Annotated in this window: 23 protein-coding genes and 2 tRNA genes; 9 read left to right on the top strand and 16 right to left on the bottom strand. The window is 72.0% G+C overall.

Going from position 1 to position 25,029, the window contains the following annotated elements; genetic code table 11:
* Window positions 1-59: 59 nt before the first annotated feature.
* The 5 genes from clpX to ACFYNX_RS06825 form a co-directional block, all read right to left on the bottom strand.
* On the bottom strand, window positions 60-1,343 hold the full coding sequence (gene clpX, locus ACFYNX_RS06845) for an ATP-dependent Clp protease ATP-binding subunit ClpX (RefSeq protein WP_030210686.1): 1,284 nt from the start codon (window positions 1,341-1,343) through the stop codon (window positions 60-62).
* 173 nt (window positions 1,344-1,516) lie between these two features.
* Window positions 1,517-2,176, bottom strand: coding sequence for an ATP-dependent Clp protease proteolytic subunit (locus ACFYNX_RS06840; protein WP_125656705.1), 660 nt, complete (start codon window positions 2,174-2,176; stop codon window positions 1,517-1,519).
* A gap of 62 nt (window positions 2,177-2,238) precedes the next feature.
* Window positions 2,239-2,856, bottom strand: coding sequence for an ATP-dependent Clp protease proteolytic subunit (locus tag ACFYNX_RS06835; RefSeq protein ID WP_125656608.1), 618 nt, complete (start codon window positions 2,854-2,856; stop codon window positions 2,239-2,241).
* Between the two features lie 272 nt (window positions 2,857-3,128).
* A complete protein-coding gene (tig, locus tag ACFYNX_RS06830) occupies window positions 3,129-4,511 on the bottom strand; it encodes a trigger factor (RefSeq protein WP_388658459.1) in 1,383 nt (460 codons plus the stop codon).
* A gap of 169 nt (window positions 4,512-4,680) precedes the next feature.
* Window positions 4,681-4,757 (bottom strand) — tRNA-Pro (locus ACFYNX_RS06825).
* A gap of 133 nt (window positions 4,758-4,890) precedes the next feature.
* Between ACFYNX_RS06825 and ACFYNX_RS06820 the strand changes: the two genes are divergently transcribed.
* Window positions 4,891-4,964 (top strand) — tRNA-Gly (locus ACFYNX_RS06820).
* 74 nt (window positions 4,965-5,038) lie between these two features.
* On the opposite strand, the gene ACFYNX_RS06815 is transcribed toward ACFYNX_RS06820, so the two are convergent.
* Window positions 5,039-5,233: a hypothetical protein gene (locus ACFYNX_RS06815; protein WP_062755669.1), complete on the bottom strand. Its 195-nt coding sequence runs from the start codon at window positions 5,231-5,233 to the stop codon at window positions 5,039-5,041.
* A 153-nt stretch (window positions 5,234-5,386) separates the two neighbouring features.
* Window positions 5,387-6,532: a PP2C family protein-serine/threonine phosphatase gene (locus ACFYNX_RS06810; RefSeq protein WP_365538279.1), complete on the bottom strand. Its 1,146-nt coding sequence runs from the start codon at window positions 6,530-6,532 to the stop codon at window positions 5,387-5,389.
* Window positions 6,533-6,650: 118 nt separating this feature from the next.
* On the opposite strand from ACFYNX_RS06810, the gene ACFYNX_RS06805 reads away from it, so the two are divergent.
* Entirely contained in the window at window positions 6,651-7,880 is a 1,230-nt protein-coding gene (locus ACFYNX_RS06805; protein WP_365538282.1) for a GNAT family N-acetyltransferase, read from the top strand.
* 10 nt (window positions 7,881-7,890) lie between these two features.
* Here ACFYNX_RS06805 and ACFYNX_RS06800 read toward each other — a convergent pair whose 3' ends face one another.
* Window positions 7,891-8,700, bottom strand: a complete 810-nt coding sequence (locus ACFYNX_RS06800) for an Fpg/Nei family DNA glycosylase (RefSeq protein ID WP_388658454.1) — start codon at window positions 8,698-8,700, stop codon at window positions 7,891-7,893.
* Window positions 8,700-9,194, bottom strand: coding sequence for a ribose-5-phosphate isomerase (locus ACFYNX_RS06795; protein WP_388658452.1), 495 nt, complete (start codon window positions 9,192-9,194; stop codon window positions 8,700-8,702). The genes ACFYNX_RS06800 and ACFYNX_RS06795 overlap by 1 nt, the downstream gene beginning before the upstream one ends.
* Before the next feature lie 196 nt (window positions 9,195-9,390).
* Here ACFYNX_RS06795 and ACFYNX_RS06790 point away from each other — a divergent pair, with 196 nt between their 5' ends.
* Window positions 9,391-10,827 carry an amino acid permease gene (locus ACFYNX_RS06790; protein ID WP_388658449.1) on the top strand — a complete coding sequence of 479 codons (1,437 nt, stop codon included), beginning with the start codon at window positions 9,391-9,393 and terminating at the stop codon, window positions 10,825-10,827.
* A gap of 82 nt (window positions 10,828-10,909) precedes the next feature.
* On the opposite strand, the gene ACFYNX_RS06785 is transcribed toward ACFYNX_RS06790, so the two are convergent.
* Window positions 10,910-11,503: a biotin transporter BioY gene (locus ACFYNX_RS06785; RefSeq protein ID WP_388658446.1), complete on the bottom strand. Its 594-nt coding sequence runs from the start codon at window positions 11,501-11,503 to the stop codon at window positions 10,910-10,912.
* 260 nt (window positions 11,504-11,763) lie between these two features.
* Here ACFYNX_RS06785 and ACFYNX_RS06780 point away from each other — a divergent pair, with 260 nt between their 5' ends.
* From ACFYNX_RS06780 to ACFYNX_RS06770, 3 genes are all read left to right on the top strand, one after another.
* On the top strand, window positions 11,764-13,149 hold the full coding sequence (locus ACFYNX_RS06780) for an amino acid permease (protein WP_388658443.1): 1,386 nt from the start codon (window positions 11,764-11,766) through the stop codon (window positions 13,147-13,149).
* Window positions 13,150-13,366: 217 nt separating this feature from the next.
* Window positions 13,367-14,779, top strand: a complete 1,413-nt coding sequence (locus ACFYNX_RS06775; protein WP_365538298.1) for an amino acid permease — start codon at window positions 13,367-13,369, stop codon at window positions 14,777-14,779.
* A 170-nt stretch (window positions 14,780-14,949) separates the two neighbouring features.
* The gene (locus ACFYNX_RS06770) at window positions 14,950-15,594 is read left to right on the top strand and encodes a superoxide dismutase (RefSeq protein WP_125656578.1); all 645 of its coding nucleotides are present in this window, start codon (window positions 14,950-14,952) and stop codon (window positions 15,592-15,594) included.
* A 122-nt stretch (window positions 15,595-15,716) separates the two neighbouring features.
* On the opposite strand, the gene ACFYNX_RS06765 is transcribed toward ACFYNX_RS06770, so the two are convergent.
* Window positions 15,717-16,352, bottom strand: a complete 636-nt coding sequence (locus ACFYNX_RS06765; RefSeq protein WP_365538301.1) for a DsbA family protein — start codon at window positions 16,350-16,352, stop codon at window positions 15,717-15,719.
* A 146-nt stretch (window positions 16,353-16,498) separates the two neighbouring features.
* On the opposite strand from ACFYNX_RS06765, the gene pepN reads away from it, so the two are divergent.
* Window positions 16,499-19,048, top strand: a complete 2,550-nt coding sequence (gene pepN / locus ACFYNX_RS06760) for an aminopeptidase N (RefSeq protein ID WP_388658442.1) — start codon at window positions 16,499-16,501, stop codon at window positions 19,046-19,048.
* A 182-nt stretch (window positions 19,049-19,230) separates the two neighbouring features.
* Window positions 19,231-20,235, top strand: coding sequence for a hypothetical protein (locus tag ACFYNX_RS06755; protein ID WP_388658440.1), 1,005 nt, complete (start codon window positions 19,231-19,233; stop codon window positions 20,233-20,235).
* 3 nt (window positions 20,236-20,238) lie between these two features.
* Here ACFYNX_RS06755 and ACFYNX_RS06750 read toward each other — a convergent pair whose 3' ends face one another.
* From ACFYNX_RS06750 to ACFYNX_RS06730, 5 genes are all read right to left on the bottom strand, one after another.
* Window positions 20,239-21,411: a serine hydrolase domain-containing protein gene (locus ACFYNX_RS06750; RefSeq protein WP_388658438.1), complete on the bottom strand. Its 1,173-nt coding sequence runs from the start codon at window positions 21,409-21,411 to the stop codon at window positions 20,239-20,241.
* Window positions 21,412-21,531: 120 nt separating this feature from the next.
* Window positions 21,532-22,017: an NUDIX hydrolase gene (locus ACFYNX_RS06745; RefSeq protein WP_388658435.1), complete on the bottom strand. Its 486-nt coding sequence runs from the start codon at window positions 22,015-22,017 to the stop codon at window positions 21,532-21,534.
* 9 nt (window positions 22,018-22,026) lie between these two features.
* Window positions 22,027-22,437, bottom strand: coding sequence for an HPP family protein (locus ACFYNX_RS06740; protein ID WP_388658433.1), 411 nt, complete (start codon window positions 22,435-22,437; stop codon window positions 22,027-22,029).
* 341 nt (window positions 22,438-22,778) lie between these two features.
* Window positions 22,779-23,657, bottom strand: coding sequence for a pyridoxamine 5'-phosphate oxidase family protein (locus ACFYNX_RS06735; protein WP_388658430.1), 879 nt, complete (start codon window positions 23,655-23,657; stop codon window positions 22,779-22,781).
* Window positions 23,658-23,690: 33 nt separating this feature from the next.
* Window positions 23,691-24,158 (bottom strand): VOC family protein, encoded by a 468-nt coding sequence (locus ACFYNX_RS06730; protein ID WP_365538320.1) that lies wholly within the window; start codon window positions 24,156-24,158, stop codon window positions 23,691-23,693.
* 154 nt (window positions 24,159-24,312) lie between these two features.
* On the opposite strand from ACFYNX_RS06730, the gene ACFYNX_RS06725 reads away from it, so the two are divergent.
* Complete coding sequence (locus tag ACFYNX_RS06725; protein ID WP_125666064.1) at window positions 24,313-24,855, top strand: CGNR zinc finger domain-containing protein; 543 nt, start codon at window positions 24,313-24,315, stop codon at window positions 24,853-24,855.
* Window positions 24,856-25,029 lie beyond the last annotated feature (174 nt).

Below are 25,029 nucleotides of genomic sequence, written 5' to 3'. Positions count from 1 at the left end.
CACGGAGAAGGGGCGCCCCACCGGCTCGGTGGGGCGCCCCTTCCGTGTGCGTACGGCCGTCAGGCCGACTTCTCGTGCCTGCCGTCGTTCTTCACGATCCTCGGCACCAGCGTCGGGTTGACGTTGTCGCGGACCACGTCGGCCGTGATGACGACCCGGGCCACGTCCTTGCGGGACGGGACCTCGTACATCACCGACTGGAGGACCTCCTCCATGATGGCGCGCAGGCCGCGCGCGCCGGTGCCGCGCAGGATCGCCTGGTCGGCGATGGCCTCCAGGGCCGGGCGGTCGAAGTCCAGCTCCACGCCGTCGAGTTCGAAGAGGCGCTGGTACTGCTTCACCAGCGCGTTGCGCGGCTCGACCAGGATCTGGAGGAGCGCCTCGCGGTCCAGGTTGTGGACGGAGGTGAGGACGGGGAGACGGCCGATGAACTCGGGGATCATCCCGAACTTCACCAGATCCTCCGGCATGACCTCCTGGAACTGGTCGCTCGCCTCGATCTCGCGCTTGGAGCGGATGGTCGCCCCGAAGCCGATGCCCTTGGCGCCCGCCCGCGACTCGATGATCTTCTCCAGGCCGGCGAAGGCGCCGCCCACGATGAAGAGCACGTTCGTCGTGTCGATCTGGATGAACTCCTGGTGGGGGTGCTTCCGGCCGCCCTGCGGCGGTACGGAGGCGGTGGTGCCCTCCAGGATCTTCAGGAGGGCCTGCTGCACGCCCTCGCCGGAGACGTCGCGCGTGATCGACGGGTTCTCGCTCTTGCGGGCGACCTTGTCGATCTCGTCGATGTAGATGATCCCGGTCTCGGCCTTCTTGACGTCGTAGTCGGCCGCCTGGATCAGCTTCAGGAGGATGTTCTCGACGTCCTCGCCGACGTAGCCGGCCTCCGTGAGCGCCGTCGCGTCGGCGATGGCGAACGGGACGTTGAGCATGCGGGCCAGGGTCTGCGCGAGCAGCGTCTTCCCGGAGCCCGTGGGGCCGAGCAGCAGAATGTTGGACTTCGCCAGTTCGATGGCGTCGTCACGGCCCTGCGCGCCGCCGTTCTCGCCGGCCTGGACGCGCTTGTAGTGGTTGTACACCGCGACCGAGAGGGCCTTCTTCGCGGGCTCCTGCCCGACGACGTACCCCTCGAGGAACTCGTAGATCTCGCGGGGCTTGGGGAGTTCCTCCCAGCGCACCTCGCTCGTCTCCGCGAGTTCTTCCTCGATGATCTCGTTGCAGAGGTCGATGCACTCGTCGCAGATGTACACACCGGGTCCCGCGATGAGCTTCTTCACCTGCTTCTGGCTCTTTCCGCAGAACGAGCACTTGAGCAGGTCGCCGCCATCACCGATGCGTGCCACGAGGTGCTTCCCCTTCGCCTGGGAGTCGCGTGGTTCGGCGACTCCTGGTGCCTCATATTCGACGGTACCTTGCCGGGCCCCCCGTTCGGGCCCCCCTTGGCACGGTTCACACGGTCGCGATTCGGCCATGAGGCCGCCGGGCCGTGTTCACCGTGCCAGGGGAAGGTCGAGCGTCAGGCCGCGGCGGCCGTGCTCTTGCGGGTCGAGACGATCTGGTCGACCAGACCGTACGCGAGGGCGTCCTCGGCGGTCAGGATCTTGTCGCGCTCGATGTCGTCGCGGATCTTCTCGATCGGGGTCGAGGAGTGCTTGGCCAGCATCTCCTCGAGCTGGCTGCGCATCCGCAGGATCTCGTTGGCCGCGATCTCCAGGTCGGAGAGCTGCTCGCGGCCGGTGCCGCCGGAGGGCTGGTGGATCAGCACGCGGGCGTTCGGCAGGGCCATCCGCTTGCCGGGGGTGCCGGCGGCGAGCAGCACGGCCGCGGCGGAGGCCGCCTGGCCCATGCAGACCGTCTGGATGTCGGGCTTCACGAACTGCATCGTGTCGTAGATCGCCGTCAGCGCGGTGAAGGAGCCGCCGGGGCTGTTGATGTAGATCGAGATGTCGCGGTCCGGGTCCATCGACTCCAGGCACAGGAGCTGCGCCATGACGTCGTTGGCGGAGGCGTCGTCGATCTGCACGCCGAGGAAGATCACGCGCTCCTCGAACAGCTTCGCGTACGGGTCGTACTCGCGCACGCCCTGCGAGGTGCGCTCCACGAAGCGCGGCACGACGTAGCGGTTGTCCATCGGCGCGCCGGTGTAGAGGCCGCTCGCGGAGAGGTTGTTCTGCATCTGGGTGTTCACCGTCCTGGTGGCGTTCGGTGGGCTGGGGCTCTGGAGCGGGCCGGCGGGGCTCAGGCGCCCGTGCCGCCGCCGCCCGGAACGCCCGAGGCGGCAGAGATGATCTCGTCGATGAGGCCGTAGTCCTTGGCCTCCTCCGCGGTGAACCAGCGGTCGCGGTCGCCGTCGCGGATGATCGCCTCGACGGTCTGGCCGGAGTGGTGCGCGGTGATCTCGGCCATGCGCTTCTTGGTGCGCAGGAGGTACTCGGCCTGGATCTTGATGTCCGAGGCGGTGCCACCGATGCCGGCGGAGCCCTGGTGCATCAGGATGTCGGTGTTCGGCAGCGCGAAGCGCTTGCCGCGGGTGCCGCCGGTCAGCAGGAACTGCCCCATGGAGGCCGCCATGCCCATGCCGATGGTGACGACGTCGTTCGGGATGTACTGCATGGTGTCGTAGACGGCCATGCCGGCCGTCACCGAGCCACCGGGGCTGTTGATGTAGAGGTAGATGTCCTTGTCCGGCTCGGCGGCCAGGAGGAGCATCTGGGCGGTGATCTTGTTGGCGATGTCGTCGTCGACCTGCTGGCCGAGGAAGACGATGCGCTCGCCGAGCAGCCGGTTGTAGACATGGTCGCCGAGGCCGCCACCGATGGACGGCTCACCCGCGGCGTAAGGCTTCAGATTCGTCACGTATCCACCTGCTCGTCTCCGACGGCCCCGGGCCGTCTCCGCGTCTCGTTCAGAAGGCTCTGCCAGAAGGCACTGCCCCCGTATTCATGGACCCTAACGCGCAGGTGGGACAACGCCATCCCGGTTCCCGAACTGTTCGCTGGGAGCGCAAGGTAGTTGGGCGCGCGCGACGGGAGCCCCGGCACGTCCACGGGCCCGTGCGCACAGCCGTGCGCACGGGCCCGTGGAGGGGTGCGGGGCGGGGGCCGGAGCCTCCGCGCCGCGTTCCGGACCTACTTGTCCTCGGAGGCCTCGGCCTCGGCGCCACCGGCCGCCTCGACGGCGGTCTCGGCGGCCTCGTCCTCGTCGTCGGAGAGGTCGACGACCTCGCCGTTGGTGTCGACGACCTTGGCGGCCTCGACGACGACCGCGAGGGCCTTGCCGCGGGCGACCTCGCCGACGAGCATCGGCACCTGGCCGCCCTGGGCCACGGCCTGGGCGAACTGGTCGGGGCTCATGCCGGAGGAGGCGGCACGGCGGAACAGGTGCTCGGTGAGCTCCTCGCGGGAGACGTCGAGCTTCTCCCGGTTGACCAGCTCGTCGAGGATGAACTGGGTCTTGATGCCCTTCTCGGCCTGCTCCTTGGTCTCGGCCAGGAACTCCTCCTCGGTCTTGCCCTGGATCTCCAGGTACTTGCCGAGGTCGAGGCCCATCTGGCCGAGCTGGTGGTGCTCCAGGTTGTGCTTGCGGGTGTTGATCTCGTCCTCGAGGAGCTTCTCGGGCATCGGGACCTCGACCAGCTTGAGGAGCTCGTCGAGGACGCGCTCCTGGGCCTGGGTGGCCTGGTCGAACTGCTTCATGTTCTCGAGGCGCTTGCGGCTGTCGGCCTTGAGCTCGTCGAGGGTGTCGAACTCCGAGGCGAGCTGGGCGAACTCGTCGTCCAGCTCGGGGAGCTCGCGGGCGGCGACGGCGGTGACCTTGACGGTGACCTCCGCGTCCTTGCCCTCGGCGGAGCCGCCCTTGAGCTGCGAGGTGAAGGTGGCCTCGCCACCGGCCTCCAGGCCCTTGACGGCCTCGTCGATGCCGTCGAGCAGCTCGCCGGAGCCGATCGTGTACGAGACGTCGCTGGCGACGCCGTCGGGCAGGACCTCGCCGTCGACCTTGGCCTCCAGGTCGATGGTGACGACGTCGCCGTCCTGGGCGGCGCGCTCGACCGGGGAGGTCGAGGCGAAGCGCTCGCGGAGCTGCTCCACGGACTTCTCGACGTCCTCGTCGGTGACCTCGACCGCGTCGACGGTGACCTCGATGCCGGAGTAGTCCGGGATCTCGATCGCCGGGCGGATGTCGACCTCGGCGGTGAAGGCCAGCAGCTCGCCGTCCTTCAGCTCGGTGATGTCGACCTCGGGCTGGCCGAGCGGGTTGACCTCGGCCTCGCTGACGGCCTCGGTGTAGAACTTCGGGAGCGCGTCGTTGACGGCCTCTTCCAGCACGGCGCCGCGGCCGAACCGCTGGTCGATCACGCGAGCCGGGATCTTGCCCTTGCGGAAGCCCTTGACCGTGACCTGCTGGTTGATCTTCTTGTACGCCGCGTCGAGGCTGTCCTTGAGCTCCTCGAAGGGCACCTCGACAGTGAGCCGAACCCGGGTCGGGTTCAGGGTCTCCACGGCGCTCTTCACGGTTCGGTCTCCTTGTGGCTGATTCCTGGGTTCCGCCGGTCCGCGCGAGGCGGTCCGGCCGATCGGCCCGGTCAGAGAGACACACGGGCACGCAGCTTGCATAGTAACCGCAAGCGGGAGGACGCCCACAACATGATCAAGAACGCCCGGGACGGGCGCGTGGTCGTCGTGGTCGGGGTGGCGGGATTTGAACCCACGGCCTTCCGCTCCCAAAGCGGACGCGCTACCAAGCTGCGCCACACCCCGTCGGTGCGACACGTAGGGTACATGCACGGGGACTGTGCGGCGCCCCCTGTTTCACGGGGTGTGCGAAGACGGCCGCGGACCCGGTACCATGCTCTTCGTGCCGCGGTCCTCGTGACCTGCGGCGCGACGCCGTGCGGGTGTAGCTCAATGGTAGAGCACTAGTCTTCCAAACTAGCTACGCGGGTTCGATTCCCGTCACCCGCTCCACATGGCCCGGGGCCCGGACCGCTTCTCGCGGTCCGGGCCCCGTGTCGTTTCCGGTGTCGTTTCCGGGGGCGTCCTCAGAACTTGATGGACGCCACGGTCTGCGTTATCGAGTCCAGGAAGCGCTGGATGTCGTCGGCCATGCCGGTCGAGGCGAGGAAGAAGCCGAAGAGGACCGCCACGATGGCCGGGCCCGCCTTGAGGTTCCCCCCGCGGATCAGCACCACCATGATGATTGCCAGGAGCAACACCACAGACAGCGAAATGGCCACAACTGATCACACCCTCGGTCGGTCCCGCCTTGCCCACCAGGGAGCCCGTTGCCCGGCCGCCCCCCGCTGTCACCATCGTGCCACCAACCCCCATGCCCTCGCTGCCCGGTGGCGAATCGCCGTGGAGAAGATCACGTCCGACCCGACGGGCCGTCAGGCGCGACGGGAGATCAGGAGCAGGGCCCGGTCGTCGTTGACGTCCTTGGCGACGGCCTCGATGAGGTCCCAGGCGACGCCGTCGAAGCCCTCGGTGACGCAGCGGTCGGCCTCGCCGGTGAGCCGGTCGATGCCCTCGGCGATGTCCCGGTCGGCGGCCTCGACGAGGCCGTCGGTGAAGAGCATCAGGACGTCGCCAGGGCGCAGGGAGCCCTTGACGGGGTGGAAGTCGGCGCCGTCGTAGACGCCGAGGAGGGGTCCTTCGGCGTCCTTCTCCTCCCAGCGCCCGCTGCCCGCGTGGAGCTGGAGGGCGGGCAGGTGGCCGGCCGAGTAGAGCTCGTAGTCGCCGGACTCCAGGTCGAGGACGAGGTGGATCGAGGTGGCGAAGCCCTCGTCCCAGTTCTGGCGCAGCAGGTAGCCGTTGGCGGCGGGCAGGAAGCCGTGCGGCGGGAGCGAGCCGAGGAGGCCGCCGAAGGCGCCGGAGAGCAGCAGGGAGCGGGAGGCCGCGTCCATGCCCTTGCCGGAGACGTCGGTGAGGACGACCTCCAGGGTGCGTCCGCCGTGGGTGCGGGCGGCGACGACGAAGTCCCCGGAGAAGGACTGGCCGCCGGCCGGGCGCAGCGCCATCTCGCGGTGCCAGCCCTGCGGGAGCCGGGGCAGGGCGCTCTGGACCCGGATGCGTTCGCGCAGGTCGAAGAGCATGGTGCCGCCGCGCCGCCAGGGCACGCCGACGCGGGCCCGGAACTGGGCGATGAGGAGGCCGAAGAGGCCGCAGGCGGCGACGACGAGGACGGTGCCGGGGGTGACCCGGGCGGGGCCCTGGGTGTACGGGCCGAGGACGACGGACTCGACGATGAGGGCGCCGGCGGCCGCCGCGTACAGACCGAGGAGGCTGGCGGGGCGCAGCAGCAGGCCGCCGGCCACGATGGGCAGGGCGAGCGCGGTGGGCGCGCACCAGACGGGGTCGACCAGGGTGCCGAGGGCGATGGCCGGGACCATCAGGAGGAGCCCGGCGAGCGCGATCCAGTCGGCGCCGTCGCCGCGGAAGTAGTCGACGCCGGATCTGCGCAGGGCGACGCGGGCCCGGCGCACGCGCCTGCGTGTCCGGGCCGCGTACGCGTTCGCTCCGCCTCGGTGTCCCATTGGCCTGGACCCTATCCATCCCGCCCGGCGCCGTGCAGGGGTACCCCGGCGACAAGGTGCGCGAAACCGGGTCGCCCCGGGCGCGGGCCGCTGATATCGATGGCATATGACTTGGCATATGACTACTGAGCTGCGGGTTCTCGACCCGGTCGAATGGGATCGCTGGTACGGGGTGCTCGAACTCGCCTTCGGAGGGGTGGCCGAGTCCCCCGAGGAGCGACGGTTGTGGCGGGACCTGACCGAGTTCGACCGTTCCCTGGGCGCCTGGGACGGCGAGCTGTGCGTGGGGACGGCGGGGTCGTTCTCCTTCCGCCTGACGGTTCCGGGCGGGGCGTCGGTGCCGGCGGCCGGGGTGACGATGGTGAGCGTGGCGGGGACGCACCGGCGGCGCGGGATCCTGACCTCGATGATGCGGCGGCAGTTGGACGACCTGCGGGCGGCGGGCGAGTTCCTCGCGGTGCTCACGGCGTCGGAGCCGGGGATCTACGGGCGGTTCGGCTACGGGATCGCCGCGTACGGGCTGCGGGCGACGGTCGACACGAACCGGGTGCGGCTCGCGGTGCCGGAGGGCACGGACGGGGTGGTGCTGCGCCGGGCGGACCCGGTGGAGTCCTCGGCGGCGTGCGAGGCGGTGTACGCGCGCCTGGTGCCCTCGCGGCCGGGGATGCTCGCCCGGCGGCCGGGCTGGGAGCGGCTGCCGCTGATCGACCCTCCGGCCGAGCGGGGCGGGGCGTCGCCGCGGCTGTGCGTGCTCGCGGAGCGGGACGGGGAGGTCGTGGGGTTCACCCACTACGCGGTCAAGCCGGAGTGGTCGGCCACGGGGTCCGGTGGGACGGTGGACGTGCACGGGCTGATGGCGCTCGACCCGGTGGCGGAGGCGGCGCTGTGGCGGTTCCTCTGCTCGGTGGACCTGACGGCGTCGGTGCGGATCGGCGACCGGCCGGTGGACGACGGCTGGCAGCACCTGGTGGACGACGTGCGGCGGTGCGCGCCGACCCTGCGGGACGCGCTGCACGCGCGTCTGGTGGAGGTGGGTCCGGCCCTGGAGGCGCGGACGTACCAGGCGCCGGTGGACGTGGTGTTGGAGGTCGAGGACGCGTTCTGCCCGTGGAACGAGGGGCGTTGGCGGCTGACCGGGGACGCGAAGGGCGCGACCTGCGTCCGGACCTCGGACCCGGCGGACCTGTCGCTCTCGGTGCGCGAGCTGGGGGCGGCGTACCTGGGCGGCGTCCCGCTGACGTCCCTGGCGGCGGCCGGGCGGGTGCGGGAGCTGCGGGAGGGCGCGCTGGTGGAGGCGTCGGTGGCCTTCGGCTCCCCGGTCGCGCCGTGGCTGCCGCACGGGTTCTAGGGAAATCCCCCTAGCGGGTCTGGCAGCCCGGGCACCAGAAGAGGTTGCGGGCGGCCAGGTCCGCCGTGCGGACGCCGGTGCCGCAGACGTGGCAGGCCATCCGGGCGCGGCGGTAGACGTACACCTCGCCGCCGTGGTCGTCGACGCGCGGCGGGCGGCCCATGGCCTCGGGGGTGTGCTCGGGCCGTACGGTGTCGATGCGGTTGAGCCGTACGCCCTCGCGCATGAGCAGCACCAGGTCGGCCCAGATCGCGTCCCACTCCCCCTTGGCGAGGTCCTTGCCGGCGCGGTACGGGTCGATGCCGTGCCGGAAGAGGACCTCGGCGCGGTAGACGTTGCCGACGCCGGCGACGACCTTCTGGTCCATGAGGAGCGCGGCGACGGTGGTGCGGGACTTCGAGATCCGGCGCCAGGCCCGGTCCAGGTCGTCGCCGTCGCGCAGCGGATCGGGGCCGAGCCGGTCGTGTACCGCCCGCTTCTCGGCGTCCGTGATCAGGGCGCAGGTGGTGGGGCCGCGCAGGTCGACGTACGCCTCGGGGTTGGCGAGCCGCAGCCGGACCGTGTCGGCGGGCGGCGGGGCGGGGGCGTCGCCGAAGGTCACCTTGCCGAAGAGGCCGAGGTGGATGTGGACCCAGTCCCGGCCGGCGAAGCCGAGGAAGAGGTGCTTGCCGTGGGCCTCGGTGGTCTCCAGGACGGCGCCGTCGAGCAGGGCGGCCGAGTCGGCGAACTTGCCCTGCGGGCTGGAGACGCGCACGGGCCGGCCGCCGAACCGCTCGCGGTGGTCGGCGGCCAGCCGGTGGATGGTGTGCCCCTCGGGCATCAGGCGGTCGGCTCCTGCGGGTGGTGGGCCGGGATCGGGGGGAGCTCGCCGGTGTTCTCGTAGGCGGTGAGCATGTCGATCCGGCGCGTGTGACGCTCGTCACCGGAGTAGGGGGTGCCGAGGAAGATCTCGACGAACTTGGTCGCCTCTTCCTGCGTGTGCATCCGGCCGCCGACGGAGATCACGTTGGCGTTGTTGTGCTCGCGGCCGAGGGCGGCGGTCTGCTCGCTCCAGGCGAGGGCGGCGCGCACCCCCTTCACCTTGTTCGCGGCGATCTGCTCGCCGTTGCCGGAGCCGCCGATGACGATGCCCAGGCTGTCCGGGTCCGCGGCCGTCTTCTCGGCGGCGCGCAGGCAGAACGGCGGGTAGTCGTCGAGGGCGTCGTAGACGTGGGGGCCGCAGTCGACGGGCTCGTGGCCGTGGGCCTTCAGCCACTCGACGAGGTGGTTCTTGAGTTCGTAGCCGGCGTGGTCGGAACCGATGTAGACGCGCATGGTGCCGAGTGTGGCACGTCCCGAGCGGGGTAGTGGGCAGCGGGGTCGGGACCTTCGTCCGGCCTGGTACGGACCTTCGCCTCTCGCGCGGCCGTCCGTACAACGATCCGGAACGGGGGCTTCCGATCAGCCCCTTCGGCGGGGTTGAATGCCCGGGCTCGCGACCCGAGCGACCCCCACACACGAGGAAGCGTCCATGAACACGCAACCGACCCTGACGAAGGACGACGGCACGACCGGCACCACCGGGACGCCCGACACCTCCGACGGCCTCAAGGCCGGTCTCAAGAACCGCCACCTCTCGATGATCGCCATCGGCGGCGTCATCGGCGCCGGCCTCTTCGTCGGCTCCGGCTCCGGCATCGCCGCGGCCGGCCCCGCGATCCTCCTCTCCTACGCCCTCGTCGGCGCCATGGTCGTCTTCGTGATGCGGATGCTGGGCGAGATGGCCGCCGCGCGGCCCTCCTCCGGCTCCTTCTCCGCCTACGCGGACCAGGCCCTCGGCCGCTGGGCCGGCTTCAGCATCGGCTGGCTGTACTGGTTCTTCTGGGTGGTCGTGCTCGCCGTCGAGGCGACCGCGGGCGCGGTGATCCTGGAGGGCTGGGTCCCGGCCGTCCCGCAGTGGGCCTGGGCGCTGATCGTGATGGTGGTGCTCACCGCCACCAACCTGGCCTCGGTCTCCTCCTACGGCGAGTTCGAGTTCTGGTTCGCCGGCATCAAGGTCGTCGCCATCGGCGCCTTCGTGATCGTCGGCCTGCTCGCGGTCTTCGGCGTGCTGCCCGGCTCGGACAACCCGGGCGCCGGGTTCGCGCACCTCACCGACGCCGGGGGCTTCCTCCCGATGGGCGCGGGCGCGATCCTCACCGGTGTGCTGATGGTCGTCTTCTCCTTCATGGGCAGCGAGATCGTCACCCTGGCCGCCGGTGAGTCGCAGGACCCGCAGCGCGCGGTCACCAAGGCCACCAACAGCGTCATCTGGCGGATCGGCGTCTTCTACCTGGGCTCGATCTTCGTGGTCCTGACCCTGCTGCCGTGGAACGACAAGTCGATCGTCGAGAAGGGCTCGTACGTCGCCGCCCTCGACTCCATCGGCATCCCGCACGCCGGCCAGGTCATGAACGTGATCGTCCTGACGGCCGTCCTGTCCTGCCTGAACTCGGGCCTCTACACGGCCTCCCGGATGGCCTTCTCGCTCGGGCAGCGCGGCGACGCCCCGAAGGCCTTCGCCCGCACCAACGCGCGGGGCGTGCCGCGGGCGGCGATCCTCGGCTCGGTCGTCTTCGGCTTCGTCGCGGTCTTCTTCAACTACAAGTGGCCGGACACCGTCTTCGCCTTCCTGCTGAACTCCTCCGGCGCGGTGGCGCTCTTCGTCTGGCTGGTCATCTGCGTGACCCAGTTGCGGATGCGCGGCATCATCCTGCGCGAGTCGCCGGAGAAGCTGGTCGTGCGGATGTGGCTCTTCCCGTACCTGACCTGGGCGACGATCGGCATGATCGTCTTCGTCCTCGGCTACATGATCTACGACGGCGGCAGCGCCCGTGAGCAGGTCGTGCTCTCGCTCCTCGTGGCCGCGCTCGTGGTCGCGGTGGCGGTGGTCCGCGAGCGGGTCGGGAAGTCCTCCGCGAAGCTCTGAACGCGCGTACGTGATCCGGCCGCGCGCACGTGAAAGGGCCCCGGCGCATTCCGCCGGGGCCCTTCCGCATGCCGTGCGCGGCTCAGCCCTTGCGGCCGGCGAGCTTCCAGGCGGCCGGGAGGGCGCCCATGGCGAGGGCGGCCTTGAGGGCGTCGCCGATGAGGAACGGGGTGAGGCCGGCGGCGACCGCCTGGCCGAAGGTCATGCCGGTGGCGAGGGCCAGGTAGGGCACGCCGACGGCGTAGACGAGCGCGGAGCCGAGGGCCATCGCGCCGGCCGTGCGGAGCACCGAGCGGTCGGCGCCGCGACGGGCGAGGGCGCCGACGACGGTGGCGGCCAGGAGCATGCCGAGGACGTAGCCGAAGGACGGCATGCCGTAGCCCGAGGTGGCCTGGGCGAACCAGGGCACGCCCGCCATGCCGGCCACCGCGTACAGCGCGAGGGCGAGGAAGCCGCGGCGGGCGCCGAGGGCGGTACCGACGAGCAGGGCGGCGAAGGTCTGGCCGGAGACCGGGACCGGGGAGCCGGGGACCGGGACCGAGACTTGCGCGGCGAGGCCGGTGAGGGCGGCGCCGCCGACGACGAGGGCGACGTCACGGACGCGGCTCGCCGGGATCAGGTCGGCGAGGACGGTGCCCGGCCGGAGGGAGCGGACGGGGGCGGCGGCGATGCTCATCGGTACTCCGCGGGGGTGAGGGTGGACGGACAGGTTGACGCTATGCCAGGAGTGAACGTTCGATCACCGTCAGCGGTCGACAAAGCAGGGGCCGAGCACTTCATGGGGTTTCGACAAAGAACGGTTCTCCCGCCGCGCGCCACGTGACCCTTGTCACTGGCAACTCGCTGCGAGGCGTCCCTTTTGCGTCAAGGGGAGGTCAGCGGAGAGACTGTGGGGTCTCCATAAAGCCCCCTCCCCGAGAGCACGAGCCCTCCACCATGCGCGACGCCCCGCCGTCCCCTCCGCTCACCGAACCGGAGCCCCTCTCCCCCGGCCTGAAGCAGCGTCACCTGACGATGCTGGGGCTCGGCGGGGTGATCGGCGCGGGCCTCTTCGTGGGCTCGGGGGCCGGCATCGCCGTCGCCGGGCCGGCCATCGTGCTCTCGTACCTGATCGCGGGCGCGCTCGCGATGCTGGTGATGCGGATGCTGGGCGAGATGTCGGCGGCGATGCCGGCGTCGGGCGCCTTCTCGGTGCACGCGGAGCGGGCGCTCGGCCGGTGGGCGGGCTTCTCGGTGGGCTGGCTGTACTGGTTCCTGCTCGTCGTGGTCCTCGCCGTGGAGGCGACGGGCGCGGCCCGGATCGCGCACGACTGGGTGCCGGGGGTCCCGCAGTGGGGCTGGGTCCTGGTCTTCATGGTCGTCTTCACCGCCGCCAACCTGGCGGCGGTGAGGAACTTCGGCGAGTTCGAGTTCTGGTTCGCCGCGCTCAAGGTCGGCGCGATCGTCCTCTTCCTGGTCCTGGGCGTCCTCGCGATCGTGGGGTGGCTCCCGGACACCGACCCGGTCGGGCTCGCCAACCTCACCGGGCAGGGCGGCTTCCTGCCCAACGGCTGGCCGGGGGTGGTGTCGGGGGTCCTCGCCGTCGTCTTCGCCTTCGGCGGCCTGGAGGTCGTCACGATCGCGGCGGCCGAGTCGGACGACCCGGCGCGGAACGTGGCGCGGGCGGTGCGCAGCGCCGTGTGGCGGATCCTGCTCTTCTACGTGGGCTCGATGCTGGTGATCGTGACCCTGCTGCCGTGGACGTCGATGGAGCCGGGCGAGTCGCCGTACGTGGCGGTCCTGGACGCGATCGGGGTGCCGGCGGCGGGCCAGATCATGAACGTGGTGGTCTTCGTGGCGCTGCTCTCGGCGCTCAACGCGAACCTGTACGGCTCCTCGCGGATGGCGTTCTCGCTCGCCGAGCGCGGGGAGGCGCCGAAGGGGCTCCTGAAGGTCTCGGGCGGAGGGGTGCCGCGCCGGGCGGTGCTCGCCTCGGTGGCCTTCGGCTTCGTCTCCGTCCTGCTCAATCTGAAGTGGCCGGATTCCGTCTTCCTCTCCATGCTCAACGCGGTCGGCGCGGTCCTGCTCTTCGTGTGGGGCCTGATCGCGGTCTCGGAGCTGCGGCTGCGGCGCCGGATCGAGCGGGAGGCGCCCGAGACCCTGACCCTGCGCATGTGGGGCTTCCCCTGGCTGACGTGGGTGGCGCTCGCGGCGATGGGCGCGGTGCTCGTCCTGATGCTGTGCGACGCGGGCGCGCGGCCACAGGTGCTGTGGTCGGCGGGGGCGACCGGGGCGGTGCTGCTGGTGGCGTGGGCGCGGGAGCTGCGGGCGCGGCGGGACTGAGGCGCGCGCGAACCGGGTACGGGGAAGGGCGGGGCACGGGGGCCGGGACGGCGCGCGGGGGCCGGGAGCGGGGCGCGGGAGCGGCGTACGAAGTGGAACCAGACCTTCACCTTGTGTGAAGACCGTGCCCGTATAGCGGACATCGGTTCCCTCTGAACGGTGTGCCCGCCCAGACTGTGGCCCGTTCCCCCGTCTCAGCCAGTGAACAGGGCGGCCCATGTCCCGGACCACCGCGCCCGCGCCCGTCGACCGCGAGGACGACGGCGCGACCCCCGCCGAGGGGCTCTCCCACGGCCTCAAGCAGCGCCACCTCTCGATGATCGCCCTCGGCGGCGTCATCGGCGCCGGCCTCTTCGTCGGCTCCGGCGCCGGCATCGCCGCCGCCGGCCCCTCCATCGTCATCGCCTACGCCCTCTCCGGCATCCTCGTGATGCTGGTGATGCGGATGCTCGGCGAGATGTCGGCCGCGAACCCGGCCTCGGGCTCCTTCTCCGTCCACGCCGAGCGCGCCTTCGGCTCCTGGGCGGGCTTCACCTCGGGCTGGGCCTTCTGGTTCCTGCTCTGCGTCGCCGTCGGCCTGGAGGGCATCGGCGCGGCGAAGATCATGACCGGCTGGTTCCCCGGCAGCCCCGAGTGGGCCTGGGTCGCGCTCTTCATGGTGGTCTTCTGCGTCACCAACCTGGCGGCCGTGAAGAACTTCGGCGAGTTCGAGTTCTGGTTCGCCGCCCTCAAGGTCGGTGCGATCGTCCTCTTCCTGGGCATCGGGATCCTGGCGATCACCGGTCTGCTGCCCGGCACGGACGCCCCCGGCGCCGCCAACCTCACCGGCGACGGCGGGTTCTTCCCGCACGGTTCCGAGGGCCTGATCGTGGGCCTGCTCGCCTCGGTCTTCGCGTACGGCGGCCTGGAGACGGTCACCATCGCGGCGGCCGAGTCGGAGCACCCGGTGCGGGGCGTCGCCAAGGCGGTCCGTACGGCGATGTGGCGGATCGCGCTCTTCTACATCGGCTCCATGGCGGTCATCGTGACCCTGGTGCCGTGGGACGACGCGGCGGTCGTCGAGAAGGGCCCGTACGTCGCCGCCCTCGACCACCTGGGCATCCCGGCCGCAGGCCAGATCATGAACGTGGTCGTCCTGGTCGCCCTGCTCTCGGCGATGAACGCCAACATCTACGGCGCCTCCCGCATGGCCGGCTCGCTCGTCGCGCGCGGCCAGGGCCCGAAGGCGCTGGGCCGCACCTTCGGCGGCGTCCCCCGTCCGGCCGTGCTCGTCTCCTCCGTCTTCGGCTTCGGCTGCGTGCTGCTGAGCTACTGGCGTCCGGACGACGTCTTCGTCTGGCTGCTCAACACCATCGGCGCGGTCATCCTGGTCGTCTGGTTCTTCATCGCCGCCTCCCAGTTGGTGCTGCGCCGCCGCACCGAGCGCGAGGCGCCCGAGAAGCTGGTCGTGCGGATGTGGGCCTTCCCGTACCTGACGTGGGTGGCGCTGGCCGGCATGGCGGTGGTCTTCGTCCTGATGGCCCGCGAGGAGGGCACCCGCACGCAGCTCTACTGGACGGGCGGCCTGACCCTGCTGCTCGCCGTCGTCGGCCTCGTACGCCAGAAGGCGGCACGGAACCGCGCCTCCTGATCCCGCCCCGTACCGACGGGAAACCCCCGGACCGCACCCGGTCCGGGGGTTTCTCCATGCGCGGACACGGGACCTAGGACGAAGGGCTGATCAACTCCGGCCCGCACCTGCTGTTAGCCTGCACCTGCATACAGGTTGCAACAAGCAGGAGCAGTCGAAGGGCCGGGCACATGCCGATCTACACACTTCCCGAGCTGCCGTACGACTACGCGGCGCTGGAGCCGGTGATCAATCCGCAGATCATCGAGCTGCACCACGACAAGCACCACGCGGCGTACGTCAAGGGCGCGAACGACACCCTGGAGCAGTTGGAGGAAGCCCGCGACAAGGACCAGTGGGGTGCGGTCAACGGGCTGGAGAAGAACCTCGCGTTCCACCTGTCCGGCCACATCCTCCACTCCATCTACTGGAACAACATGAACAGCCCGAAGGACGGGGGCGGCGGCGAGCCGCTGGCCGCCGACGGCGTCGGTGACCTCGCGGACGCGATCACCGAGTCCTTCGGCTCCTTCGCGAAGTTCAAGGCCCAGCTCACCAAGGCCTCCGCGACCACCCAGGGCTCCGGCTGGGGCGTCCTCGCGTACGAGCCGATCAGCGGCCGCCTGATCGTCGAGCAGGTCTACGACCACCAGGGCAACGTCGGCCAGGGCTCGGTCCCGATCCTGGTCTTCGACGCCTGGGAGCACGCCTTCTACCTGCAGTACAAGAACCAGAAGGTCGACTTCATCGAGGCCATGTGGCAGGTCGTCAACTGGCAGGACGTGAACAAGCGCTACCACGCCGCCAAGGCCTCGGTCCCGCTGATCTCCTTCTGACCGGCGCCCCCCGTCGTCCCACTCGTGATCGTCTTCTCAACCTTCACGTGCGGGCGGAATGAGGAAGAACCCCCGCGATGACGTGAATCGCGGGGGTTCTTCTGTGCGTGCGGGGCGGGTGACTACTCGAAGCTCGGCGCCGCCGTCCGGGTGCGCTTGATCTCGTAGAAGCCCGGCGTCGACGCCACGAGCAGCGTGCCGTCCCACAGGCGGGCCGCCGCCTCGCCGCGCGGGGTCGGGGTGACCACGGGACCGAAGAAGGCGACCTCCTCGCCGTCCGGGCCCGGCACCGCGACGACCGGGGTGCCGACGTCCTGGCCGACCTTGTCGATGCCCTCCTTGTGGGAGGCGCGCAGCTCGGTGTCGTACGTGTCCTTGTCGGCGTACTCCACCAGGTCCTCGGGCAGGCCGACGTCCTTCAGCGCGCCGGCGATCGCCTCGCGGGTCGGGCCCTCGCCGTTGTTGTGGAAGCGGGTGCCGAGCGCGGTGTAGAGCTTGCCGACGACCTCGTCGCCGTGGAGCTGCTGGGCGGCGATCACCACGCGGACCGGGCCCCAGGCCTTGGTCCGCAGCATCTCCTGGTACTCCTCCGGGAGCTCGTCGATCCGGTCCTCGTTGAGCACCGCCAGGCTCATCACCTTCCAGCGCACGTCGACCGGGCGCACCTTCTCCACCTCCAGGATCCAGCGGGAGGTCATCCAGGCCCAGGGGCACAGCGGGTCGAAGTAGAAGTCTGCGGTGGTCCTGCTCTCGGACATGTCACTCCTCGGTACGGCCACGGGAAGGGAGGCGGTGCGCCGAAAGGGAAGAACGCCACGGACCCGGATGGGCATTCCCGTGTACCGGGCGACAGGGGCACATGGGAGGATCGGTGCTGTTTCGAACGTGCCACGAAGGAGTGACCGTGCCCGGTGAGAATCTGTCCCGCGACGAGGCCCACGAGCGGGCCGCGCTGCTGTCCGTCGACGGGTACGAGGTCGACCTCGACCTGCGCTCGGCGGTCGGGGAGTCCGACGAGGCGGTGCGCACCTTCCGCTCGGTGACGACGATCCGCTTCCGTCGCACGGGGCCGGGCACGAGCACCTTCGCGGACCTGATCGCCCCCTCCGTGAACGCGGTGACCCTGAACGGGCGCCCGCTCGACCCGGCGGAGGTCTTCGACGGCGCGCGGATCGCGCTGGACGGCCTGGAGGACGAGAACACGCTGGTCGTGGACGCGCAGTGCGCCTACAGCCGGACCGGCGAGGGCATGCACCGCTTCGTCGACCCGGAGGACGGCGAGGTCTACCTCTACACGCAGTACGAGCCGGCCGACGCCCGCCGGGTGTACGCCACCTTCGAGCAGCCCGACCTCAAGGCGCCGTACCGCTTCTCGGTGACCGCGCCGGAGGAGTGGACGGTCTGGTCGAACGGCGCCGGGGAGCGGGACGCCGGGGGCGTGTGGCGGTTCGCCGAGACGGCGCCGATCTCCACGTACATCACCTGCGTGGTGGCCGGCCCGTACCACTACGTGACGGACACCTACCGGCGCGGGGAGCTGGAGATCCCGCTCGGGGCGATGTGCCGCAAGGGCCTCGCGAAGCACTTCGACGCGGACGACGTCTTCCTGATCACCAAGCAGGGCTTCGACTTCTTCCACGACAACTTCGACTTCCCGTACCCCTTCGGGAAGTACGACCAGGCCTTCGTCCCCGAGTACAACCTCGGCGCGATGGAGAACCCGGGCATGGTGACCTTCCGCGAGGAGTACGTCTTCCGGGGCAAGGTCACGCAGGCCTCGTACGAGGCGCGGGCCAACGTCATCCTGCACGAGATGGCGCACATGTGGTTCGGCGACCTGGTCACCATGGTGTGGTGGGACGACCTGTGGCTGAAGGAGTCCTTCGCGGACTTCATGGGCTCCTTCGTGAACGCCGAGGCGACCCGCTTCACGAACAGTTGGGTGACCTTCGCCAACAACCGCAAGTCCTGGGCGTACCGCGCCGACCAACTGCCGTCCACCCACCCGATCACGGCCGACATCCGTGACCTGGAGGACGCCAAGCTGAACTTCGACGGCATCACGTACGCGAAGGGCGCCTCGGTCCTGAAGCAGCTCGTGGCGTACGCGGGGCGGGACGCCTTCCTGGAGGGCGCGCGCCGCTACTTCAAGCGCCACGCGTACGGGAACACGCGCCTGGGCGACCTGCTCGTGATCCTGGAGGAGACCTCCGGGCGCGACATGAAGGCGTGGGCGAAGTCCTGGCTCCAGACCTCGGGCGTGAACGTCCTGGCGCCGGACGTCACCTACGACGCCGAGGGCCGGATCACCGAGCTCGCCGTCCTCCAGGAGGGCGACGAGCTCCGTCCGCACCGGACGGCCGTGGGCCTGTACCGACGGGGGGCGGACGGCGCGCTCACCCGGTACGCGCGGGCCGAGGCGGACGTCACCGGCGCCCGCACGGTCGTGGCCGAGCTCGCGGGCGAGGAGCGGCCGGACCTGGTGCTCGTCAACGACGACGACCTCACCTACTGCAAGATGCGCTTCGACGAGGGCTCGCTCGTCACCCTGCGGGGGCACCTCGGGGACGTCACCGACCCGCTGGCCCGCGCGCTGTGCTGGTCGGCGCTGTGGAACCTGACCCGCGACGGCCTGATGCCGGCCCGGGACTTCGTCTCCGTGGTCCTCGCCTTCGCGGGCCGCGAGACCGAGATCGGCGTCCTCCAGATGGTGCACGCCTGGACGAAGTCGGCCGTCACCCTCTACGCGGCCCCGGAGTGGCGCGAGGAGGGCGGCCGGCTGCTCGCCGAGGGCGGGCTGCGCGAGCTGCGGGCGGCCGAGCCGGGCAGCGAACACCAGCTCACCTGGGCGCGGTTCTTCGCGGCGGCGGCCTCCTCGGAGGCCGACCTGCGGTTCCTGGAGGGGCTGCTCGACGGTACGGCGCGGATCGACGGCCTGGACGTCGACCAGGAGCTGCGCTGGGCGCTCCTCTCGCCGTTGGCCGTGCACGGGCGCGCGGACGAGGCCCGGATCGGCGAGGAGCTGGCCCGGGACGACACGGCGACGGGCAAGCGCCACCAGGTGCGGCTGCTGGCCTCGCGCCCCTCGGCGGCGGTCAAGGCGCAGGCCTGGGCGCAGGTCGTCGAGTCGGACACCCTGTCGAACGCGCTCGTCGAGGCGACGATCTCGGGCTTCACGCAGCCCTCGCAGCGCGAGCTGATCGCCCCGTACGCGGAGAAGTACTTCGCGGCGATCGAGCGCCTGTGGGCCGAGCGGTCGATCCAGATCGGCATGGACGTGGTCCGGGGCCTGTTCCCGGGCCTCCAGGACGACCCGGCGACCCTGGCCGCCACGGACGCCTGGCTGGCCTCCCACGAGTCGGCCGCGCCGGCCCTGCGGCGCCTGGTCCTGGAGTCCCGCGACGACCTGGCGCGGGCCCTGCGCGCCCAGGAGTGCGACCGCGCGGCGGAGTGACGCCCCACCGGACGCGACGGGGGTCGCGGGCTTCGGCCCGCGGCCCCCGCCGTCGTGTCCGAGGAACGGGGCCGCGCCCCATCGGCATTCGAACGCGCGTACTTTAGGGCGAGCTTGTCCCCAATTGTCGACGAGCGTGTAACAGGGGTTAGGGGAGCCTTCGGAAGCGGAAGACCCCCGGCATGAACCACAACGCCCCCATCACCCCCCGCCCCCTCCCCCTCGCCTCCCGCACCGGGTGCACCCAACGGATCGCCAGTGCCGGCCAGTTGAGGGCGCAGGGCGTCTCCGCCGCCGAGGTCGCCGCGCAGTGCCGGCCCGGTGGGTGGCAGGAGGTGCTGCCCGGGGTCTTCCTGCTCCGGCCGGGGCCGCCCACCAGCGAGGACCGGCTGCACGCCGCGCTGCTCTACGCCCGCCGGCCCGGGACGCTGCCGCAACAGGGCCCGGAGGCGATGATCACCGGGCTCGCCGCCCTGACCCTGCACCGCTTCTCCTCCGCTCCCCCGCTCACCGCCCTGGAGCGGATCGACGTCCTGGTGCCGCGCACCCGGCGGCTGCGCTCGACCGGGTGGGTGCGGGTGGTGCGCGCCCCGGAGGCGCCAGAGCCCGTCCGGCTCACCGGCGTCCCCGTCGCCCCGGTCGCCCGCGCCGTCGCCGACGCGGTGTCGGGCCTCTCGGCGGCGGCGGAGGTCCGCGCCCTGCTCACCGAGGCGGTGCGCGGCGGGCACTGCGAACCGGGCGCGGTCGTAAGGGAGTTGAGCCGGGCCCGGCTGCTCTCCCGGCCGCACGTGGTGGACGCGGTGGACGCCCTGCTCACCGAGGGGCGCGCGCGCTCCGAGGAGCGGCTGTACGCGCTGGTGCGGGAGTTCGGGCTCCCGGACCCGCTGTGGAACGTGGACCTGCGGCTGCCGGGCGGCCCGCACCTGGGCGGGGTGGACGCCTACTGGCCCGACCAGGCGGTGGCCGTCGAGCTGGACACCCGGGCGCCCCGGCAGGACGACGACGCGCTGTGGTCCGAGTACACCCGCAAGCGCGAGCACCTGGAGCGGCTCGGCATCACGGTCGTCCACCTCACCCCGCGCAAGCTGCGCGAGGCGGGGGAGCAGCAGGCCACCGTGGTCCGTACGGCCCTGATGGCCGCGCCGGACCGGCACCCCGCCGCGTACGTCGTCGTCCTGCCCCGGTGAGGGTTACGGCCGGGGGGAGGCGCCGCAGAATTCGGCTTCCAGGACGGCGGCGCCGTCGCCCGTCCAGTCGGCGTTGAGGTTCAGGGCGAGGGAGTGCTCGCCGTCGCGGGTGACCCGGCCCTCGGTGGAGGAGCCGTGGATGCCGCCGCTGTGGCCCCAGATCTCCTGGCCGCAGCTCAGCTTCTCCCACATGATCCCGAGCCCGTACCGGATCTGCGGGACCTCCGGGGAGACCGGGACGGTGGTGGTCAGCTCCCGCATCTCCGCCCCCGGCAGCAGCCGGCCCTTGAGGAGGGCCCGGTAGAAGGTCTGGAGGTCGTTCGAGTCGGAGATCATCTCGCCCGCCGACCCGGCGACGGAGGGGTTGAGCCGGGAGACGTCGTGGACGGGCGCGCCCGGGTCGGCGGAGAGCGTGGACCAGGCCGGGCTGCTGGGCCTCGGCATCGACGCGCGAGTGCCGGGGACGCTGGTGTCGCGCAGCTTGAGGGGCTTGATGATCCGGTTCTCGACGGCCTTCCCGTAGGGGCGGCCGGTGACCTTCTCGATGATCATGCCGGCGAGGACGTAGTTGGTGTTGGAATAGCTCCAGCTCGTGCCGGGCGGGAAGTCGGCGGGGTGGGACAGTGCCACGTCGACGAGCTGCCGCGGGGTCCAGGTGTCGTAGCGGTGCTCCAGGAAGCCGGGGCCGAAGACCTTCTCCTGGAAGGCGGGGTCGGAGGTGACGTCGTGGACGCCGCTGGTGTGGTTGAGCAGTTGGCGGACGCTGATCCTCCGGCCGTCGTGGCCGTTGCCCCGGACGACGCCGGGCAGCCACTTCTCGACCGGGTCGTCGAGGTCGATCCTGCCCTCGGCCTGGAGCTGGAGGAGGACGGTGGCGACGAAGGTCTTGGTGAGGGAGCCGATCCGGTAGTGGTCGTCGCCGCCGCGCTCGCCGGCGGTGCCGGTCCAGTTCCGCCGTCCGTCGCGGGCCTGCGCGACGACACCGGGCACGCCCATGTCGACCTGGGCCTGGAGCGCCCGTTGGGTGGCCGCGTGGTCGCGCTGGCGGGGCTCGGAGGCCGCGAGGGCGGGGGTGGCGAGGGCGGTGGCGGTGAGGCCCGCCGCGAGGGCGGCGGCGACGGCGGTGCGGAGGGTACGGGTGGTGCGGAGGGTACGGGTGGTGCGTACGGCTGGCATGCGGGCTCCCCTGGTCTCTGCCGGGCTCTGCGCGGCGTGTGCCGCGTGTGCTGCGGTCGGCGGGCAGGACCCGGCGGGATGCGGGGAGGGTTGAGCGGTCCGGGGACGGTTGAGCCGTTTTCAGCCGTTCGGCGGGAGGGCGGGGTCGCGCGGCACGCCGAGCCGGGAGCGGCCGGTCGGGGGCCGCTCCCGCCACAGGTCGAGGGCGATGTCGACGAGTTCGACGCGGGGCAGGCCGGGGACGGCGGAGAGCGGGTGCCAGGCGGCCAGGTCGGTGGAGCCGCCGGTCTCGTGGCGCAGCTCGCCGCCGGTGATCCGGGCCTCGTAGACGATCCGGAGGCCCTGGAAGTCGCCGGGGCTCGCGAAGCGGCGCGGCCAGCCGCGCCGGACGGAGTCGATGCCGAGGAGGGCGACGGGCTCGGCGGTGTACCCGGTCTCCTCCTCGACCTCCCGGACCATGGTCCGGGCGGGCTCCTCGCCATGGTCCATGCCGCCGCCCGGCAGGGTCCACAGCTTGCCGCCGTCGCCCGCCACCCAGCGGGCGAGCAGGATCTCGTCGTCCCGGACGCACACGGCGTAGGCCGCCACCCTCAACTCCTGCTTCATGCAACGAGGTTAGAGCCAGTACGTGGGGTACGTCCGTCCCGTCGCGGGGGCGGCCGCGAGGCCGGTGGCGACCAGGAGGAGGCAGGCGAGGGCGAGAAGGCCGAGAAACGACCACAGGGGCGGGTCCTGGAGGGCGACGACGACGGCCGTGGCGGCGGCGGGCGAGTGCGGGGCGCGGGCGAGGGCCATCACACCGAGGGCGAGGCCGCCCGCGACGGCGGCGCCCCACGGGCCGGGCCCGGCCGCGGCCAGGACCGCGAACCCGGTGAGGGCGGAGAGGAGTTGGCCGCCGACGACCGAGCGGGGCTGGGAGAGCGGCAGGTCGGGAGCGCCCGCCACGAGCGCGGCGCTCGCGGCGAGCGGCGGGATCAGCAGGGGCTGGTGGAGGAGGGTGCCCACCGCGACCAGGAGGAGCAGCACGGCGACCGCGGAGGCGGTGGCACCGAGGAGGACACGGGGACGGGGGCGGGCGGGTGGCCGGGGGCGGGGCGGGAGTGCGGCGGGCGGGGCGGGCGCGGCGGAGGATCGGGGTGCTCCGAGGGCTTCGGCGGTTTCAGGGACTTCGGGGACTTCGGAGGCCTCTGCGGCCGGGGTGGTGGGCACGGGGTCCTCGGGGTCGGCGGTTCCGGTGGGGCCGGGCAGGGCCCCGGGTCCCTGGGGACACAGGGGCTCGGGGCCGGGTCGGGCCGGGTCGCGGTCGGGTCGGATCAGGCCGGGTCGCGGTCGGATCGGGTCGGGGCGGGCCCGGCCGGGCCCGGTCGTCAAGGTGTCGTCGGGTTCGCCGGGGAGTAGTCCGGGGGTGACCAGCGCAGGGGGCTGGCGCCCGGCGTCTCCCTCACGTGGTCGGCGCGGAAGCGCACCACGCGCGCGTCGGGGCCGTACTCGGTGTGCGCGCGGCCGGTGAGCTGGAGGGTCGTCCCCGTCTCCCAGTCCAGGAAGAGCAGGCCGGCGCGGCCGTCCGACTCCAGGTTGCCCAGGGTCAGGAACATCGCGTTGCCCGGGTAGTCCCGCCAGCTCAGCTCGCGGGGCCCGTCGACCCGGACGAAGCCGGGGTTGCCGCCCCGGTGGCTCGCGTCGGCGCCGTCGGGGGCGGCGGTGGCCACGAAGAAGGTGTCCGCCGCCCGGACGCGGGCCGCCTGGGCGGGGGTGAGCGCCCCGCCGCGGGCGGTGCCGGTTCCGGGGCCCGCGGGCTCGGAGTCGTACCACTCCCTCTTCTGGAGGTACTTGGGGCAGTTGGAGAAGACCTGCTCCGCCTCGACGGTGAAGCCGCGGCCGCTGGGCCGGGCGGTGCCGTTGAGGCGCATGCGGCGGCGAGTGCGGGGGTCGAGGGCGAGGGTGCCGACGGGGGTGCCGGCCGGGACGATCGCGCCGGCGAGCGGGTCGTGGGCGGGGACGCCGCCGGCGACGGAGACGGTGTGCGGCCCGGTGGCGCGGGCGAAGCCGGGCGCGCCGGTGAGCAGGCTCGCCCAGACGTGCCCGTCGGCGTCCGCCGCGCCGATCACCAGCATCGGCTGGGCCTCCAGGAAGGCGGCGGCGACCGGGCGGATGCCGGGACCGACGGAGCGGCCCACGTGGTCGGCGAGGTCGCGGACGCCGACGCGCTCCTGCACGGCGAGCGATCCGGCGTGGTAGGCGTCCATGGAGGCTCCTCCGGGGTGCGGGTGGTCGGCCTTCTAGAAGAAGCCGCAGGTGGGGGCCGTGCCCGACGGGGCCGGGGCCGTCTCGGCGCCCTTCGGGACCGAGATCTCCAGGCGGGTGCCGTCGGGGTCGTGGAAGAAGATGCCGCCGGAGGCCGCGCCCTCCCGGTGGGCGACGACGCCCTCGTACGCGAAGGTGGCGCCGCGCGCGGTGAGCGCGGCCTCGGCGGCGCGGACGCGGTCGAGGGACTCGGCCTCGAAGGCGAGGTGGTGGAGGCCGGGGCGGCCGGAGTCGTAGGCGCCCTCGGCCTGCTGCCAGAGGGCGACGGCCAAGCGCCCGTCCCGGCCCAGGAAGGCGTACCCCTCCCCCTTCTCCGCCTCTCCCTCCGCGCTCCTCCCGAGGACCTCGAAGCCGAGGACGTCGGCGTAGAAGGCGAGCGAGCGCTCCAGGTCCGTGACGTTGAGGCCGACGTGGTGGGTGGTGAGCGTGCCGATCGCGGACATGACGGTTCCCTCCCGTACGGGCCGCCCCGTGCGGGCTAACCCTCTATTTCGACTTTAAGGGTTAGAGGAAGCGAGCGTCAACCGCTCACGTACTCTTGAGGGGTTAGCCCGCAGGTCCACAGGCCCACAGGCCCGCAGAGGAGGGCGCCCGCCCATGACCGCCGTCGACCCCCGGCCGCTCACCGGCGAGCCCGTCTCCCTGGACCTGCTCAACACCCGCTGGAACGAGGAGGGCGTCCGCCGGGACCTGCTCGCCGACGCCGAGGGGCTCGCCGTCTGGCTCGCCGCCAACGGCCTGGACGGGCGGTTCGCCGCCGACGCCGCCACCCTGCGCCACGCCCTCGCCGCCCGGGACGCGCTCGCCGCGCTCGTCGACCGCCCCGGCGACCCCGCCGCCACCGCCCGCGTCGACGCCGTCCTCGGCCACGGCCGCATCCGGGCCACGCTCACCGCCGAGGGCCCCGGCGAGGAGGCCGAGTTCGCCGACCCGGCGTGGGGGCCGGCCTGGACCGCCGCCCGCGACTACCTCGACCTGCTGCGCACCGCTCCCGACCGGATCCGGGCCTGCGCCCACGAGGCGTGCATCCTGCACTTCTTCGACACCTCGCGGAACGGCACCCGCCGCTGGTGCTCGATGGCGGTCTGCGGCAACCGCGCCAAGGCCTCCCGGCACTACGCCCGCACCAAGGAGGCGTGACGCCCCGATTGGGGCCGTTTCACCCCCCGTGGCGCATCGGGCCCCTTGGCGGGTTTCCGCCACGGGGCACATCCGCCCCCCATCAACTCTCCCCAAAACCCTGTCATTTGCGAAAGGCTGAGCGGTCATCCGGGACCGATATCCGGACCCTCTCCTTCACAGACAGGGATGCAC

This window comes from Streptomyces sp. NPDC007872 (assembly GCF_042868165.1).
In the GTDB taxonomy this organism is placed as follows: domain Bacteria; phylum Actinomycetota; class Actinomycetes; order Streptomycetales; family Streptomycetaceae; genus Streptomyces.
Note: the sequence above shows the minus strand (reverse complement) of the source record. Positions and strands in the feature narration are given on the sequence as shown.

Excerpts from the sequence above, each read along its gene's own strand:
- ACFYNX_RS06840 (WP_125656705.1), bottom strand. The coding sequence starts at position 2,176 with ATGCAGAACAACCTCTCCGCGAGCGGCCTCTACACCGGCGCGCCGATG.
- ACFYNX_RS06810 (WP_365538279.1), bottom strand. The coding sequence starts at position 6,532 with ATGGGACACCGAGGCGGAGCGAACGCGTACGCGGCCCGGACACGCAGG.
- ACFYNX_RS06805 (WP_365538282.1), top strand. The coding sequence starts at position 6,651 with ATGACTACTGAGCTGCGGGTTCTCGACCCGGTCGAATGGGATCGCTGG.
- ACFYNX_RS06800 (WP_388658454.1), bottom strand. The coding sequence starts at position 8,700 with ATGCCCGAGGGGCACACCATCCACCGGCTGGCCGCCGACCACCGCGAG.
- ACFYNX_RS06795 (WP_388658452.1), bottom strand. The coding sequence starts at position 9,194 with ATGCGCGTCTACATCGGTTCCGACCACGCCGGCTACGAACTCAAGAAC.
- ACFYNX_RS06790 (WP_388658449.1), top strand. The coding sequence starts at position 9,391 with ATGAACACGCAACCGACCCTGACGAAGGACGACGGCACGACCGGCACC.
- ACFYNX_RS06785 (WP_388658446.1), bottom strand. The coding sequence starts at position 11,503 with ATGAGCATCGCCGCCGCCCCCGTCCGCTCCCTCCGGCCGGGCACCGTC.
- ACFYNX_RS06780 (WP_388658443.1), top strand. The coding sequence starts at position 11,764 with ATGCGCGACGCCCCGCCGTCCCCTCCGCTCACCGAACCGGAGCCCCTC.
- ACFYNX_RS06775 (WP_365538298.1), top strand. The coding sequence starts at position 13,367 with ATGTCCCGGACCACCGCGCCCGCGCCCGTCGACCGCGAGGACGACGGC.
- ACFYNX_RS06770 (WP_125656578.1), top strand. The coding sequence starts at position 14,950 with ATGCCGATCTACACACTTCCCGAGCTGCCGTACGACTACGCGGCGCTG.
- ACFYNX_RS06765 (WP_365538301.1), bottom strand. The coding sequence starts at position 16,352 with ATGTCCGAGAGCAGGACCACCGCAGACTTCTACTTCGACCCGCTGTGC.
- ACFYNX_RS06755 (WP_388658440.1), top strand. The coding sequence starts at position 19,231 with ATGAACCACAACGCCCCCATCACCCCCCGCCCCCTCCCCCTCGCCTCC.
- ACFYNX_RS06750 (WP_388658438.1), bottom strand. The coding sequence starts at position 21,411 with ATGCCAGCCGTACGCACCACCCGTACCCTCCGCACCACCCGTACCCTC.
- ACFYNX_RS06745 (WP_388658435.1), bottom strand. The coding sequence starts at position 22,017 with ATGAAGCAGGAGTTGAGGGTGGCGGCCTACGCCGTGTGCGTCCGGGAC.
- ACFYNX_RS06735 (WP_388658430.1), bottom strand. The coding sequence starts at position 23,657 with ATGGACGCCTACCACGCCGGATCGCTCGCCGTGCAGGAGCGCGTCGGC.
- ACFYNX_RS06730 (WP_365538320.1), bottom strand. The coding sequence starts at position 24,158 with ATGTCCGCGATCGGCACGCTCACCACCCACCACGTCGGCCTCAACGTC.
- ACFYNX_RS06725 (WP_125666064.1), top strand. The coding sequence starts at position 24,313 with ATGACCGCCGTCGACCCCCGGCCGCTCACCGGCGAGCCCGTCTCCCTG.